The organism is Streptomyces sp. NPDC030183 (assembly GCF_055573455.1).
The window spans coordinates 111,561-127,758 of record NZ_JBVIBK010000001.1; the positions used below are offsets into that span (position 1 = coordinate 111,561).

Genomic DNA, 16,198 nt, shown 5'->3' on the forward strand with positions numbered 1-16,198 from the left:
CTTACGGCCTGGCGAAAGTCTTGTGGTCGGTGCGCTGCCCGACCCAGGTGGCTCCCGGATACGAGGGCGGCGCTACGACGTCCGTCCTACGCGGGGCCTTCCGGCTCCGACGCCTTCGCGGCGGCAGCGGGGGCGGCCGTTGTGAGGGCCGCCTCTGCCTCGCGGTCGGGCGCGAGCGGGTCGGTCACCGTGCCGGTCTCTTCATCGAACAGCCCCTGCGCCAGCCTGGTCACCGCTGCGGGGACCGGCGGCGCCAGGTCGGCCACGGCGCGGAGACCGGACAGGACGTCGTCGGGTCGTACGGCAGGCGTCACGTGCCGAACAACCAGCCGCAGTATCGCACAGGGCTGGTCGGTCGGCCTATCAGCCTCCACGCTCCGCGTCCCGGCGCCGTCGACACTGTCGAGTTCGACCACGGCGGCACGGGCGTCGAACGTCCGTACGCCGTTCTTGGTCATGCGCTGGACCTCGACCGTTTCGGCCGCGTTGAAAGCCGCGACCGCGCGGGCGGCGTCCGCCGGGTCCACGCCGTCCAGCCGCAGCTCCCAGACGGACGCCGTGAGCCGGTCGGCGAGGCCGGAGGTGCGGGCCTCGACCGCGTCGACGATGTCGAGGCCGGTGGGCAGCGACTCGTCGAGGAGGATCCGGAGCTTCTCCGGGTCACGCGCGTCGGTGAGCGCGATCTCCAGGTACTCCGCCTCACTGCCCGTGCCGGTGGGTGCGGCATTGGCGTACGACACCTTCGGATGCGGCGTGAACCCCGCCGAGTACGCCATGGGCACCTCGGCACGGCGCAGCGCACGCTCGAAGGCGCGCTGGAAGTCACGGTGGCTGGTGAACCGGAGGCGGCCGCGCTTGGTGTAACGCAGTCGGATGCGCTGCACCGCGGGTGCGGGCGGCGGGCCTTCGGGCTGTCGCTTGCCCAGTGTCGTTCATTCCTTCGTGAGAGCGGTCGTACTGCTACCAAGAGTACGTGCCTCGGCGGCTCGCGGTTCCCGCCGGGCGACCGGCGCGGGTTCCGCCGGCTGTCCGAGGAGTGCCCTGCGCACACTGGCGCGGGCCTGCCGGAGGGAATCGCGGGCGGTGTCCAGGGCCTGGCGGGCGGTGCGGCCGACGGCCCGGGCGGCAGCGGTGGCGGGCTTCCAGACCAGGTCCCGCACGACATGGCCGACGGGGGTGAGGACGGTCCGGTACACCCAGCGCGTCGGCTCGGCGACGAGCAGGCGGAAGAGGGTGGCCAGGGCCCGTCCGACGGCCAGCGAGAGGTGGCCGGCGACGCGCCAGGCATGGTCGAGCGCCTCCCCGACCTCGCGTGCGACGACGGCGAGGGCCCGCCCGACCGGTGCGAGCACCCACCGCCACAGCGCGAGCGCGGGCAGCACGAGCAGGACGCGCAGGGTCCAGTAGAGGCCGAGCCCGAGCCCGGTGAAGATCATCCGTATGAGCCACACGGCTCCCCGGGCCGTCCACGCGAGCGCGTGGCCCACGGGCGTCAGCAGGTACCGGTACAGCCACACGGCCGGTACGACGACGAGGTACCGGTACAGCCACACGGCCGGTACCACGACGAGGTACCGGTACAGCCACACGGCCGGTACGGCGATGAGGTACCGCGCCAGCCACACGGCCGGTACGACGATGAGGTACCGCGCCAGCCAGGCGAGGACCGCGAACCCGCCGAGCCCCGCGGCGGCGATCCCGCGCCAGAGCCCCCTGGCCAGCCAGGCGAGACCCCGACCGAGCGGCACCAGGGACCACCCGTACAGCCGCACGAGCCCGGTCCGGAGGCCGGCCGCCGCCCAGGCGACGGCGCGGCCGGTCGGGGACAGGACGTACCGGTAGAGCCAGACCAGCGGCAGGACCACCAGCCAGTGTCCGAGCCGGCCGAGGGCCGTGGCGACCGGCACGACGACGTAGCGCCACAGCGCCACCCACGGCCACACGAGGACGGCCTCGGCGACCCACAGCAGGGCCCGCCCCACGGGCCGCAGCACGGTGTCGTTCAGGAACCGGCCCGCGACGACCAGCGCGTCCCACGCCATCCGCACCGGAAGGACCAACACGAGCACGACGATCCGTACAGGAATCCGGATCGCGGCGGTGAGGCAGCCCTCGGGCGGCTGAGGCGCGGGCGGCTGAGGCGCGGGCGTCCGCTGCGAGGTCGTCCGGCGCGCCGGTTCGGCGGGCCGGGGTGCGGGCCGTTTCTCCAGGTCCATGACGACGAAGACGCCTCAGCGACCTGTCCGGATGCAGCCCCGCCCCCTCGACTTCGCCACCGGCCGGGACCGCCGGCCGCCCACTCCGGCGGAGGCGCTCAGCGTTTCCGCCCGGAGGACCTCGCCGCCTTGCCCGCCTTGGACTTGGGGCGGCGTGTCGCGCCGGCCAGGCGGGGCAGGGCGACGGCGTGTTGCACGGAGAACTGCCGGTTGAACTCGACCTGGCGGCGGATGTGTTCGGGCAGGTCCCGCATCGCCAGCAGTCTGTCGCACGCCCGCAGCGCGGCGGCGTGCTCCCCCACCCAGTGGGCGGTGATGGAGAACTCGAAGAGCAGTCCCCACCGGTACACCCAGGGCCTGGTGAAGAGCAGGTCGTCCGGGGCGGGTCTGCCGACCACGTCGACGAGGAGGGCGTGGGCCGTGCGGTGGCGGCCCTGGACCCGCAGACGGGAGGCCAGTTCGTAGCAGGCTTCGAGCCGCGCGGGCCGGACCTCCCAGGCGCGGGAGAAGGCGTCCATGGCTCCCGGCCAGTCGTCCGTCCTCTCGGCGCGGAGGATGCCGGCCTCCAGGAGGGAGCAGTAGACCTCCTCGGGCCAGCCGCCCATCGCGGCGCGCCGCTCGTACAGCTCGATCGCCTCCCGGGCGTGTCCCAGGTCGCGTTCGGTGTTGGCCAGGTAGAAGACGGTGCGCGGGTTGGCGGGGTCGCGCGCGAGTTCGCGGCGGAGCAGCCGGGCGTCGCGCTCGAACTTGTCGGCGCGGCACCCGCCGTCGGCGTGATCCTCGATGACCAGCGCGTCGAGGTTCTCCTGGACGTCGTCCTCGTCGGTGCACGGGTACTCGTGGGTGACGCCCTCGTAGCGCCAGAGCCAGTCCCCCCGCATCAGATGCTTGAAGCGGTGCTGGGTGGCGGTGTCGTAGCGCAGCATGTACGACCCCGCCGTCAGCCGGGGCAGGGGGGCGTCCTGGCGCAGTACGTGGTCGGCGTCGAGGGTCAGCAGGTAGTCGGCCCTGCCCCGGGCGTGCTGGATGTTGCGGGTGCGGTTGTGGCCGAAGTCGACCCAGGTGTCCTCGACGAGTTCGCCGGGGATACCGGCCAGGGTGCTGCGGATCAGGTCCTGGGTGCCGTCGGTCGAGCCAGTGTCGGAGATGACCCAGGTGTCGATGAGGTGGCGGACGGAGCCCAGGCACCGTTCGATCACCTGCGCCTCGTTCTTGACGATCATGCAGAGGCAGAGGCTCTGCCCGCGCTCCGCTCTCGTCGTGCCCGGCGACTTCGTCGCCTTCGCGGGTTTGGTCGTCCTCGTCACGGCGTCAACGTGGCACACGGCGCCGGGACCGGCGGGCCCCCACGCGAGACGACCCATCAGACGCACGAATTAATCACATTTATTGATAAACGGAGGCGTTCGGCCTCACCGCGCCCGCGTATCCGCCGCGCTCCCATGAGGCTCGCACCGAGTCCGGGACGGCTCCCGGACCGACGCCGAGGAGGAGCACGCAGATGAGTCCTGACGCCAGGACGCTCGGGCCGCTGGCCCGCGACCGTTTCAAGAAGGCCGGGATGGTGGCCTCGCTCGCCCTGGTCATGGGCGCGGGCGTCGTGAGCCCCGCGACCGCCGCGGCCCGCGGCATGGCCGAGCGTCCGCAGGTGGCCCCCGTCATCGACGCCGGTGACAAGTGCAAGACGCGCCCCCACCACAAGCCCAAGCCGCACCACCGCGCCGCGCCGACCGACCGCGGCAAGGACCTCTGCAAGGGCCCCACCGGGCCGAAGGGCGCGACCGGCGCCACGGGCCCCACGGGACCGACGGGCCCCACCGGCGCGACCGGTCCCAAGGGCGACCCGGGCGGCGCGACCGGCCCGACGGGTCCCACAGGGCCCACCGGCGCCACCGGCCCCTGTATCGACATCGACGCCTACCACCCCCAGGGCAACGTCGAGTACCGGGCGGCACTGACGGCCGACGGGCGGTACTACGCCGGCATCCGCGACCTCACCGGCAGCGACGCCAACCCCATGCTGTGGACCGACCTCAGCACCCACGACGGTTATCCCTCAGGGGGAGCGCCGGGGGTTCCGTGCGCCGCCTCCGTCGGCGAACATCCGACGTCCGGGGGCATCCAGTTCGGCCTCATCACCACGACCGGCCGGGTCTACGAGATCACCTGCACGTTCGACGCCAACGGCCCGAACCCCGCCATCCTGCAGTGCGGCACACCGACGGGCAACGACTGGGTGGAGATGAACAGACGTCCGGCTCCCAACGCCGTCAACGGCGGAACCGTCGTCCCCTGACGGCCCCTCCGCTCCCTCGCACCACACGACACCACACGCGAGACCCCCGGCCGCACCGGCCGGGGGTCTCGCGCGCTGCCATCAGCCCGGGTCGGTCAGCCGGCCGGGACGGACTTCTTCACGGTCAGCGGCAACAGCTTCTTGCCGGTGGGGCCGATCTGGATGTGGGTGTCCATCTGGGGGCACGGCCCGCAGCAAAGGCTCTCAGGCGCGCCGCAGGGACAGGCTCAGCCTGCGTCGCTCTCGATCAACATCCGTGACGACGACCGAGACCTCGTCGCCGATCTCCACGATGCCTTCCGGGCCGCTCACAGGCTCCACACCGAGTTCGGGCAGCGGGACCAGGCCCTCGACCCCGTCCTCCACCTCGACGAAGACGCCGAACGGGACCAGCTTCGTCACCCGCCCACACAGGGGCTGGCCGACCGCGAGGTCAGCGGCGAACACCGCGAAGGGGTCCGGTCGCAGCGCTCGCAGGGACAGCCGCGCCTCCCCGTTCCACGTGTCGAACTGCAAGAACTCGCACGACACGCGTTGTCCGACCTCAACGACCTCAGACGCCGCCTCGAAGCGCCGCCAGGACAGCTCTGGATACGTGATGAAGCCGACGCCTGGAAAGACCGGATGGTCAGGGCCCTCGTCCAGCGCCACGAACACGCCGAACCGCTCGATCGCCGCCACCGCGCCGGCCAAGATCTCACCACGCCGAAGCCGCCTGAGGAACGTCCACAGCTCCGGGTACTCAGTGGCCGCCATCGACAGCCGAACCCGCCCCCGGTCCAGATCCACGGCAATCACCTCAGCGGTGATCCGTTGCCCGCCCATCTCTCCTTCGGCCTGGCGTCGACGCCACGAGAAGTCCAACGTCTCCACCACCACGCCGAGCGGGCGCGCTGCGAAGCCGTCCAGTATCACCGACGCCTCTGACCGAGCGCCAGCCACGACCGTCCCCGAGCACAGATCACCGACCCGGAGCCCTGCCAGAAACCTCATGACAGCCTGATCGGTCGCCGCCTCCCCCATGCCGCCCAGGTTCTCACGAGAAGCCACAGGGACCGGTCAGACCCACTCCACCTCGGACTGGATACCCGGACGGCCTCCAGGCCCCGGCAGAGGCGTCCTCGGTAGGTTCGGAACAGCCCGCCGCGGCTTCATAACCCCGAGAGAGCCGAGCACTGCGGCCACCTCATCCTCCGTGGCATCTGCCACAGCCTCAGCGATCCGCCGCAGCGCCTCACTCACCTCAGTGCCCGTGCCCGTGTCCGCTGGTCGCAGCATCCTTCTTGACCGTCAACGGCAGCAGCTTCTTGCCGCTCTCGCTCAGTTGTGGCCATGTATCGAATTGCGGGCACACACCGCAGTCGAAGCACGGTGTCCAGCGGCAGTCCTCGACCTCGGTCTCGTCGAGGGCGTCCTGCCAGTCCTCCCACAGCCAGTCCTTGTCGAGACCGGAGTCGAGGTGGTCCCAGGGCAGGACCTCCTCGTAGGTGCGCTCGCGGGTGGTGTACCAGTCGACGTCCACGCCGAAGTCGGCGAGGGCCTTGTCGGCGCAGCTCATCCAGCGGTCGTAGGAGAAGTGCTCGCGCCAGCCGTCGAAGCGGCCGCCGTCCTCGTAGACGGCGCGGATGACGGCGCCCACGCGGCGGTCACCGCGCGAGAGCAGGCCCTCGACGATGCCCGGCTTGCCGTCGTGGTAGCGGAAGCCGATGGAGCGGCCGTACTTCTTGTCGCCGCGGATCTTGTCGCGGAGCTTCTCCAGACGGGCGTCCGTCTCCTCGGCGGAGAGCTGCGGCGCCCACTGGAAGGGGGTGTGGGGCTTGGGGACGAAGCCGCCGATCGACACCGTGCAGCGGATGTCGTTCGACCGCGAGACCTCGCGGCCCTTGGCGATCACGTTCATCGCCATGTCGGCGATCTGGAGGACGTCCTCGTCGGTCTCCGTCGGCAGGCCGCACATGAAGTACAGCTTCACCTGGCGCCAGCCGTTGCCGTAGGCCGTGGCGACGGTCCTGATCAGGTCCTCTTCCGAGACCATCTTGTTGATGACCTTGCGCATGCGCTCGGAGCCGCCCTCGGGCGCGAACGTCAGGCCCGACCTGCGGCCGTTGCGCGTCAGTTCGTTCGCGAGGTCGACGTTGAAGGCGTCCACGCGGGTCGACGGGAGCGACAGACCGATCTTGTCCTCCTCGTACCGGTCCGCCAGGCCCTTCGCGATGTCGCCGATCTCGCTGTGGTCCGCCGAGGAGAGGGAGAGCAGGCCGACCTCCTCGAAGCCGGTCGCCTTAAGGCCCTTCTCGACCATCTCGCCGATGCCTGTGATGGAACGCTCACGCACCGGGCGGGTGATCATGCCGGCCTGGCAGAAGCGGCAGCCGCGGGTGCAGCCGCGGAAGATCTCCACGGACATGCGCTCGTGGACGGTCTCGGCCAGCGGCACGAGCGGCTGCTTCGGGTACGGCCACTCGTCCAGGTCCATGACCGTGTGCTTGGACACCCGCCACGGCACACCCGACCGGTTCGGCACCACGCGGGCGATACGGCCGTCGGGGAGGTACTCGACGTCGTAGAACGCCGGGATGTACACCGAGCCCGTCCGTGCGAGGCGGAACAGGACCTCCTCGCGGCCGCCGGGGCGTCCCTCGGCCTTCCAGGCCCGGATGATCTCGGTCATGTCGAGGACGGCCTGCTCGCCGTCGCCGATGATCGCGGCGTCGATGAAGTCCGCGATCGGCTCCGGGTTGAAGGCCGCGTGGCCGCCGGCCAGGACGATCGGGTCGTCGAGGGTGCGGTCCTTGGACTCCAGGGGGATCCCGGCGAGGTCCAGGGCGGTCAGCATGTTGGTGTAGCCCAGCTCTGTGGAGAAGGACAGGCCGAACACGTCGAACGCCTTCACCGGGCGGTGGCTGTCCACCGTGAACTGCGGCACCCCGTGGTCGCGCATCAGCTGTTCGAGGTCGGGCCACACGCTGTAGGTGCGCTCGGCCAGGACGCCCTCGCGCTCGTTGAGTACCTCGTAAAGGATCATGACGCCCTGGTTGGGCAGACCGACCTCGTACGCGTCCGGGTACATGAGCGCCCAGCGCACGTCGCAGGCGTCCCACTCCTTGACGGTGGAATTGAGCTCGCCGCCCACGTACTGGATCGGCTTCTGCACATGCGGGAGCAGGGCCTCTAGCTGTGGGAAGACCGACTCGACAGACATCGCGGGGATTACCTTCGTGAGCTGACAGGGGTGACCATCTAGCGTAACGCCCCCGGAGCCACCCCTCGTACGCCGGCGTTCTCCGCGCCCGGGCCCTCAGGAGGTCCCGTCGGCCGTGACGGCCCGCCACGCCTCCGGCAGCTCCGCCTCCGCCAGCTCCGCCCTGCGCTCCTCCCTGCCGTACAGCACTCCGTACGTGAAGGAGCTCTCGCCCGCCTGGTCGGCCTGGAACGCCATGTCCCGCAGGACCTTGCGGGCCATCACGCTGTCCTGGTGGTCACCGAGGAGGGACTGGATGGCCTTCATGTCCCGCACGAGCTGCTTGGCGGGGGCGCCGAGGAGCCCGGTCGCCGCCTCGGCCGCGTACCGGGCGCGCTTTCCCTTCTTGCGGGCCTCGTGCATGGTGTGGTCCCGCTCGGCGCCGGACGGCTGGGCCAGGGCCTCCTCCACCAGGTCCGACACCTTGCCGAAGGCCCGTTCCACCGCCTTGCCGAGCACCTTCTCCGGATCGCCCCCGGCGTCCTCCAGCAGCGGTGGCTCGGCGATCACGGCGTCCAGGGTCCGCAGGAGCGCCAGATACCGCTCGCCGTCCAGCGCGGCGATCAGCGCGCGCCGGGAGCCGCTGCTGCCCTCCTCCACCCAGGTCCGCACCCGGGTACGCACCGGACCGACGACCAGGCCCTCGGGGAGTTCGGCGAGGGCGTCGGTCACCCGCTCCGCCAGCACCTCGTGGTCCCGGCCGATGCCCAGCTCCCCCGCCAGCCACTTCAGCTCCTCACCGATCGGATCGGTGACGGTGCGGTCCAGCACCTTCCCGTACGACTTGAAGGTGCTCCGCAGCCGGCGGGTGGCCACGCGCATGCTGTGCACGGAGTCGAAGACGCCGCGGCGGACGGCCGGGTCCAGCTCGACGATCGCGTCCCGCTGCGTCCGGGCGTACGCGAGGACGTGCCCGGCGGCGCCCCCGGGCTCCCCCGCGCCGCCCCCGCCCTTCTTGCCCTTCTTCGCCTTCTTCCCTTGCTTGCCCTTCTCGGCCTTGCCCTTCTCGGGGGCCGCTGTCTCCCGGAGGGCCCTCGCCAGCTTCGACGGGGACGCGGACGGCCGTACGCCCGCCTTGCGCAGCTTCTTCTCGACCTTGTCGAGGAACGCCGGGTCGCCGTCGTCGGCGAGCTCCACCTCGATCTCGGACCACTGCGCGGTGCGGTCGCCGCCGGTGAGCCGCTCGGCGTGCACGGCGTCGACACTGACCTCGGCGAGCAGCGCACCGTCCGCGTCGAGCAGCTCGCTGACGTCCCGGGTGGACCGGAGCCGGACCAGCGGTACCAGCTCCGCGTCCCTGACCCGGGAACGCACGAGCCCCGCGAGGTCGCGGGGCAGTGTCTCGGACAGCGGGGCGCGGATCTCGTCCCGCACCCCCGAGGAGACGGGGAACTTCAGATGCCAGCCGGCGTCGTCGCCCCCGGTACGGCGCCGCAGGGTGATCGAGGCGGCGGCGAGACGTTCGTCGGGGGTGTCGTAGTAGACGGCATCCAGCTCCGCCACACCCTTGTCGATGACCGTCGCGACCCCGGGCACACCCGTCAGATCCGGCAGGCCGCTCTCGTCGGACTCGTACTTCCGCTCGATCTCGCGCTTGGTGTCCGCCATGAACCGAATCTAGTCGGACCTGCGGCAGAAGGGCAGCCCACACGCGTCCTGAAGGAGCACGTGGGCCGCCGTCCACAAGGGTTGTCGCCGGCGCGTGGCTACGCCGACAAGGGGCGCTCCACTCGGATCGACTGCAGCAGCCCCACCGCCACCCACACCGCGAACATCGACGAACCGCCGTACGACACGAACGGCAGGGGCAGACCGGCGACCGGCATGATGCCGAGGGTCATCCCGATGTTCTCGAACGCCTGGAAGGCGAACCAGGCGATGATGCCGCCGGCCACGATCGTGCCGTACAGCTCGGTCGTCTCGCGGGCGATCCGGCAGGCGCGCCACAGGACGACTCCCAGCAGCAGGATGATCAGCCCGGCTCCGACGAAGCCCAGCTCCTCCCCCGCCACCGTGAAGACGAAGTCGGTCTGCTGCTCCGGCACGAACTGACCGGTGGTCTGCGACCCCTTGAACAGCCCCGTGCCGAGCAGTCCGCCGGAGCCGATGGCGATCCGGGCCTGGTTGGTGTTGTAGCCGACGCCCGCCGGGTCCAGCTCGGGGTTGGCGAACGCCGCGAACCGGTTGATCTGGTACTCGTCGAGCACCCCGAGCTGCCAGACGGCGATCGCGCCGATCGCGCCGGTGCCGATGAGACCGAAGATCCACCGGTTGGAGGCACCGGAGGTGAGCAGCACCCCGAGCACGATGACCACCATGACCATGACCGAGCCGAGGTCCGGCATGAGCAGCACGATCAGTATCGGGACGGCGGCGAGCCCGAGGGCCTGGAGGACGGTGCGGTGGTCCGGGTGCGGTTTGTCGCCCGCGTCGACCCGCGCCGCCAGCAGCATCGCCATCCCCAGGATGATCGTGATCTTCACGAACTCGGAGGGCTGGAGCGAGAAGCCGCCGCCGATGACGATCCACGCGTGGGCGCCGTTGATGGTGGCGCCGAGCGGGGTCAGCACCAGCAGGATGAGCAGGACCGAGATGCCGTAGAGGATAGGTACGGCCGTGCGCAGCGTGCGGTGGCCGAGCCAGACCGTGCCGATCATCAGGGCGAAGCCGATGCCGGTGTTGAGCAGGTGCCGGAGCAGGAAGTAGTACGGGTCGCCCTGGTTGAGCTCGGTGCGGTTGCGGGTCGCCGAGTAGACGAGGGCCGCGCCGATCAGGGAGAGCGCGATGGCCGAGAGCAGTATCGGCCAGTCGAGCCGGCGGGCGAGCGAGTCACGGGCGAACAGCCGGGTCCAGCCGGAGCGTTCGGGGCCGTACCCGGAGACGGAGAAGCTGTTGCCAGTCATCGGGACGTCCTCCGCGTGAGCGCTCCGCCGGGGGTGCGGGGGCCGGTACGCCGTCGTGCCGCCCGGTTGCCACCGCCCCGGGTGCTGACGATCGCCGCCGGTTCGTCGGGCGCCACCGGCCGGGTGCCCGGCTCGGTGACCACCGCCGCCGTGACCGGGGCGGTTCCGACGGGCCCGGCCGTGTAGGAGACCGGGAGGGCGCCCGGCCCCGCGGCCACCGTCTGGGCGTCGTCGGCGGCCTGCTCCTCCTCGGTCTTCTTCGGCGGGTACGTGTCCAGCTTCGGGGCGTCGATCGAGCCGTCGGACTCGATCTTCGGCAGCTTCTTCTGCGGGGTCGGCAGCAGTGCCTTCCGCTTGTCGATCTTGCCGTCCTCGGAGACGCCGTAGAGCGCGTTGTAGAGCTTGCGCACGGCGGGCGCCGAGGCGCCGGAGCCCGTACCACCCTGGGAGATCGTCATGACGATCGCGTAGTCCTTGGTGTACGTCGTGAACCACGAGGTCGTCTGCTTGCCGTAGACCTCGGCGGTACCGGTCTTGGCGTGCATCGGGATCTTGTCCTGCGGCCAGCCCTGGAAGCGCCAGGCCGCCGTACCGCGGGTGGCGACTCCTTCGAGAGCTGCGTCTATCTCGTCGCGGGTCTGCTTCGACATGGGGAGCTTGCCGTGCGACTTGGGCGCGATCTCCCGCACGTGCTTGCCGTCGGCGCTGATGATGGCCTTGCCGACGGTGGGGTCGTACAGGGTGCCGCCGTTGGAGATGGCGGCGTAGATGGTGGCCATCTGGATGGGCGTGACGAGGGTGTCGCCCTGGCCGATGGAGTAGTTGACGGAGTCACCGGCGCGCATGCGGTTGCCTTCGAGGCAGTTCTCGTACGCGATCTGCTCGGCGTACGAGCCGCCCTTCTTGCCGTACTTGCACCAGGCGTCCTTGTTGGCCTTCCAGTAGTCCTGCTTCCACTTGCGGTCCGGGATGCGGCCGGTGACCTCGTTGGGCAGGTCGATGCCCGTCTCGGCGCCGAGGCCGAACTGGTGGGCGGTCTTGTAGAACCAGTCGTTGGTCTTCTTCTTCGGCTTGGTGCCGCCGTCGCGCTTCCACTCCTCGTGGGCGAGGCGGTAGAAGACGGTGTCGCAGGAGACCTCGAGGGCGCGGCCGAGGCTGATCGCGCCGTAGCCCTTGGACTCGAAGTTCTTGAAGACCTGGCCGCCGATGGAGTACGAACTGGAGCATTCGTAGGGGCCGTCGAAGGAGTAGCCCGCGTTCACCGCGGCGGCCGTCGGGACCACCTTGAAGACGGAGCCGGGGGCGGACTGGCCCTGGATCGCGCGGTTCAGCAGCGGGTAGTTGGACTTCTTGCCGGTGAGCCTGGCGTAGTCCTTGGCGGAGATGCCGCCGACCCAGGCGTTCGGGTCGTAGTCCGGGTTGGAGGCCATGGCGACGACGCGGCCGGTCTTGGCCTCCATGACGACGACGGCACCGGAGTCGGCCTTGTAGTGGGTGCCGGTGTTCCGGTCCATCTGCTTGCGGGCTTCCTTCATCGCCTCGTTGAGTTCGTACTCGGCGATGCGCTGGACCCGGGCGTCGATGCTGGTCACCAGGTTGGCGCCGGGCCTCGTGGGGTCGGCCTCGGCCTCGCCGATGACCCGGCCGAGGTTGTCCACCTCGTAGCGGGTGACGCCGGCCTTGCCGCGCAGCTCCTTGTCGTACTGCCGCTCCAGGCCGGAGCGGCCCACCATGTCGGAGCGCAGATACGGCGAGTCGGTGTCCTGCGCCTTGGTGATCTCCTCGTCGGTGACCGGCGAGAGGTAGCCGAGGACCTGGGCGGTGTTGGCGCCGCCGGGGCTGGCGTACCGCCGGACGGCCTGGGGTTCGGCGGTGATGCCGGGGAAGTCCTCGGAGCGCTCGCGGATCTGGAGGGCCTGCTTGGCGGTGGCCTCGTCGGTGATGGGGATGGGCTGGTAGGGCGAGCCGTTCCAGCAGGGCTGGGGGGTCTTGGAGTCGCACAGCCGGACCTTGTCCATGACCTCCTTGGGCTTCATGCCCAGGACGCCGGCGAGCTTGGTCAGGACGCCCTTGCCGTCGTCGTCCATCTTCAGCAGGTCGGTGCGGGAGGCGGAGACGACGAGCCGTGTCTCGTTGTCCGCGATGGGCACTCCGCGCGCGTCCAGGATGGAGCCCCGCACGGCGGGCTGGACGACCTGCTGGACGTGGTTGCCGGACGCCTCCTTGGCGTAGGCGTCGCCCTCGCGGATCTGGAGGTACCAGAGGCGGCCGCCGAGGGTGCCGAGGAGGGAGAAGACGAGGATCTGGATGATGACGAGCCGGATCTGGACCCGTGGCGTCCGCCCGGTCTCCGGGATGTTGGTCACTGCCTCCCCCTCTCAGTACGTGGACCAGTGATGCCGGTACATGGAGTACACCGCTCGCCCGTGATCGGTTCCCGTCGGATGCGCGAGGCGGTGGCCGACGGCCTCCGCGGCCGCCTGCCGTGTCGTCTGACGTGCCCTCACAGCCGCTTGACCCCCTTGATGCGGCCCGCCCGGGCCGCCCGTGAGCGGGCCGCCTTCATGCGCAGGCCCCCGCGCTGGCTGCCGATGCGCAGACCGGTGCCGGAGGAGAGCCAGCCGGCGGAGACGTCGGCGGCCTTGGCCGCGTTGTTGGTCTCGGCGAGCGGGTCGTTGTCGGCGCGCCGGGCGAGCGCCATGATGCCGGGGACGACGAAGGGCGCGAGCAGCAGGTCGTAGAGGGCGGCCGTGAACAGCAGGCTGGGCAGGCCGACATGGCGGGCCGCGTCGTCGCCGACGAGGGCGCCCACACCGGCGTACAGCAGTGTCGTGCCGAGCGCGGCGACGACCACCGCGACCATCGGCCCGGTGGCCGACTTCAGGCGGCCCGTCTCGGGCTTGGCGAGGCCCGCGAGGTAGCCGATGACGCAGAGGACCAGGGCGTACCGTCCGGCGGCGTGATCGGCGGGCGGGGCGAGGTCGGACAGCAGTCCGGCGCCGAACCCGATGAGGGCGCCGCCGACATGGCCGTACACCAGGGCGAGGCCGAGGACGGTGAGGAGCACCAGGTCGGGTACGGCGCCCGGCAGGTGGAGTCTGGCGAGGACGCTCACCTGGATCACCAGGGCGACGATCACCAGGGTGGTGGAGAGCAGCATCCGGTTGAAACGCATGAAGGGGTCAGCTCCTACTGTCCTACGTCTACTGCTCTTGCTGCTCGTCGGCACGGTCGCCGGGTTCGCCCGCGCCGGGGGTCACCGTGACCGTCACGGTCGGCCTCGGGGTGGGCTTCGGCTTGTCCGGGAGCACCGTGTCGCGGGGGTCCTTGCGGGGCGGCTGGACGACGACGCCGACGATGTCGAGCTGGGTGAAGGCCACGTACGGCTTGACGTAGACGGTGCGGGTGAGGTCGCCGCCGGAGGGGTCGACGCGGGAGACGACGCCGACGGGGACGCCGGGCACGAACGGCTTGTCGGCCTGGGAGCCGAAGGTGACGAGACGGTCGCCCGCCTTCACCTTGGCCTTGCCGTTGAGAAGTTCGACGCGCAGCGGGCGGTCGCCCTGGCCGGAGGCGAAACCGAGTTCGTCGGTGGCCTCCATCCGGGTGCCGACGGTGAAGTCGGGGTCGTTGGCGAGGAGGACCGTCGCGGTGTTCGGGCCGACGGTGGTGACGCGGCCGACGAGTCCGTCGCCGTTGAGGACGGTCATGTCGCGGGTGATGCCGTCGTCGGTGCCGATGTCGATGGTGACGGTCCAGGAGAAACCCTGGGCCGCTCCTATGGCGATGACCTCGGCGCCCTTGATGCCGTACCGGCCGTTGGCGGCGCTCTTCAGCATCTTGTCGAGCTGGCGCACCCTGCTGCGGTTGCGGTCGTCGCTGCCGAGCGACGCCTTCAGCTTGGCGTTCTCCTGCTCCAGGGCGGCGAGGCGGTCGTGGCGGGACCCGGAGTCGCGGACCGCGCTTATGGCGTTGCCGATCGGGTCGACGGCGGTCGACACCCCGTCCTCGATCGGGCCGAAGACGGTGGCCGCGGCACGTCGGGCACCGTCGACCGGTGAGTCCTCCCCGCCGCGGATGTCCACCGTGATCAGCGCGAACGCTACGGCGATCAGCAGCACCAGGAGCAGCCGGCTCTCTCGTGTGTCCCTCACGTGCGGCGGCCGTGCCTTCCTCATAGGAATTCGACAGGAATTGGGGAATTCGGGTAGCCCCTGGGAATCCCGGAAGGGGAACCGGAGGGGCGCTTTGTGGAGCTTATGCCTCAATATCAACGATCCGCCGTACGAGAGGAGATCGTCTCGTACGGCGGAATCGAAGTGTCACGTCATCTGCGGGGCTGGGCGTCGAGCACCTGCTGCAACGCCTCGAACTCCTCGACGCACTTGCCGGAACCGAGCGCCACGCTGTCCAACGGGTCCTCGGCGATATGGATCGGCATACCGGTCTCACGGCGCAGCCGCTCGTCCAGTCCGCGAAGCAGGGCACCACCGCCGGTGAGGACGATGCCGCGGTCCATGATGTCGCCGGAGAGTTCCGGCGGACATTTGTCGAGGGTCGTCTTCACGGCATCCACGATGGCGTTGACGGGTTCCTCGATCGCCTTCCGCACTTCCGCGGCGGAGATGACGACGGTCTTGGGCAGCCCGGACACCAGGTCCCGGCCGCGGATTTCGGTGTGCTCGTCAGCGTCGAGGTCGTACGCCGAACCGATCGTGATCTTGATCTGTTCGGCTGTCCGCTCACCGAGGAGGAGGCTGTACTCCTTCTTGATGTGCTGGATGATCGCATTGTCCAACTCGTCGCCCGCGACGCGGATGGACTGGGCGGTGACGATGCCGCCGAGGGAGATGACCGCGACCTCCGTGGTGCCGCCGCCGATGTCCACCACCATGTTGCCCGTGGCCTCGTGGACCGGCAGGCCGGAGCCGATGGCCGCGGCCATGGGCTCCTCGATGATGTGCACCTGACGCGCGCCGGCCTGGGAGGACGCCTCGATGACGGCGCGCCGCTCGACACCGGTGATGCCGGACGGCACGCAGACGACGACACGGGGCCGGGCGAGATAGCGCCGCTTGTGGATCTTCAGGATGAAGTAGCGGAGCATCCGCTCGGTGATCTCGAAGTCGGCGATCACACCGTCCTTCAGCGGACGTACGGCAACGATGTTGCCGGGCGTCCGTCCGATCATCTTCTTCGCCTCCGCGCCGACCGCGAGAATGCCACCGGTGTTGGTGTTGATCGCGACGACGGACGGCTCGTTCAGTACGATCCCGCGACCCCTGACGTACACCAGCGTGTTGGCGGTCCCGAGGTCGACAGCCATGTCACGGCCGATGAACGACATTGAGTTCCCCATCAGGATTCGTCTGGCCTTCCCTGGTAGAGCACTGAGGGCTTTTGAGGGCGTTTCAGGGCTTTTCCGGGTCGGCGAAGTGGGTGCTGTGACGTGAAGGCTTACATCGTAGTCTCGCCCGCACGAACACTGCGCGAGGGTCTTCGCCATTGTGGGCATGCGATGCGCCGCCTCGCCCCTGGAGAC

General features: G+C 70.2%; 12 protein-coding genes. 1 reads left to right on the forward strand and 11 read right to left on the reverse strand.

The genetic code is table 11. The features are described from left to right. Positions 1-86: 86 nt before the first annotated feature. The 3 genes from ACZ4Z2_RS00465 to ACZ4Z2_RS00475 form a co-directional block, all read right to left on the reverse strand. On the reverse strand, positions 87-884 hold the full coding sequence (locus ACZ4Z2_RS00465; RefSeq protein WP_468070844.1) for a TIGR03936 family radical SAM-associated protein: 798 nt from the start codon (positions 882-884) through the stop codon (positions 87-89). A gap of 48 nt (positions 885-932) precedes the next feature. Continuing rightward, positions 933-2,216 (reverse strand): hypothetical protein, encoded by a 1,284-nt coding sequence (locus tag ACZ4Z2_RS00470; protein ID WP_468070846.1) that lies wholly within the window; start codon positions 2,214-2,216, stop codon positions 933-935. A gap of 98 nt (positions 2,217-2,314) precedes the next feature. After that, the gene (locus tag ACZ4Z2_RS00475; RefSeq protein WP_468070848.1) at positions 2,315-3,523 is read right to left on the reverse strand and encodes a glycosyltransferase; all 1,209 of its coding nucleotides are present in this window, start codon (positions 3,521-3,523) and stop codon (positions 2,315-2,317) included. A 194-nt stretch (positions 3,524-3,717) separates the two neighbouring features. Here ACZ4Z2_RS00475 and ACZ4Z2_RS00480 point away from each other — a divergent pair, with 194 nt between their 5' ends. After that, entirely contained in the window at positions 3,718-4,512 is a 795-nt protein-coding gene (locus ACZ4Z2_RS00480) for a hypothetical protein (RefSeq protein WP_468070850.1), read from the forward strand. 204 nt (positions 4,513-4,716) lie between these two features. On the opposite strand, the gene ACZ4Z2_RS00485 is transcribed toward ACZ4Z2_RS00480, so the two are convergent. The 8 genes from ACZ4Z2_RS00485 to ACZ4Z2_RS00520 form a co-directional block, all read right to left on the reverse strand. Continuing rightward, positions 4,717-5,535 carry a S1 RNA-binding domain-containing protein gene (locus ACZ4Z2_RS00485; RefSeq protein WP_468070852.1) on the reverse strand — a complete coding sequence of 273 codons (819 nt, stop codon included), beginning with the start codon at positions 5,533-5,535 and terminating at the stop codon, positions 4,717-4,719. 220 nt (positions 5,536-5,755) lie between these two features. After that, positions 5,756-7,714: a TIGR03960 family B12-binding radical SAM protein gene (locus tag ACZ4Z2_RS00490; RefSeq protein ID WP_468070854.1), complete on the reverse strand. Its 1,959-nt coding sequence runs from the start codon at positions 7,712-7,714 to the stop codon at positions 5,756-5,758. 96 nt (positions 7,715-7,810) lie between these two features. After that, positions 7,811-9,361: a CYTH and CHAD domain-containing protein gene (locus tag ACZ4Z2_RS00495; RefSeq protein ID WP_468070856.1), complete on the reverse strand. Its 1,551-nt coding sequence runs from the start codon at positions 9,359-9,361 to the stop codon at positions 7,811-7,813. Between the two features lie 98 nt (positions 9,362-9,459). Then, on the reverse strand, positions 9,460-10,656 hold the full coding sequence (rodA, locus tag ACZ4Z2_RS00500; protein WP_468070858.1) for a rod shape-determining protein RodA: 1,197 nt from the start codon (positions 10,654-10,656) through the stop codon (positions 9,460-9,462). Then, positions 10,653-13,022: a penicillin-binding protein 2 gene (gene mrdA, locus ACZ4Z2_RS00505; protein WP_468070860.1), complete on the reverse strand. Its 2,370-nt coding sequence runs from the start codon at positions 13,020-13,022 to the stop codon at positions 10,653-10,655. The genes rodA and mrdA overlap by 4 nt, the downstream gene beginning before the upstream one ends. Before the next feature lie 137 nt (positions 13,023-13,159). Beyond that, positions 13,160-13,831, reverse strand: a complete 672-nt coding sequence (gene mreD / locus ACZ4Z2_RS00510) for a rod shape-determining protein MreD (protein ID WP_468070862.1) — start codon at positions 13,829-13,831, stop codon at positions 13,160-13,162. A gap of 28 nt (positions 13,832-13,859) precedes the next feature. Further along, entirely contained in the window at positions 13,860-14,810 is a 951-nt protein-coding gene (mreC, locus tag ACZ4Z2_RS00515) for a rod shape-determining protein MreC (protein ID WP_468070864.1), read from the reverse strand. Between the two features lie 173 nt (positions 14,811-14,983). Further along, complete coding sequence (locus ACZ4Z2_RS00520) at positions 14,984-16,003, reverse strand: rod shape-determining protein (protein ID WP_004931372.1); 1,020 nt, start codon at positions 16,001-16,003, stop codon at positions 14,984-14,986. Between the last annotated feature and the right edge of the window lie 195 nt (positions 16,004-16,198).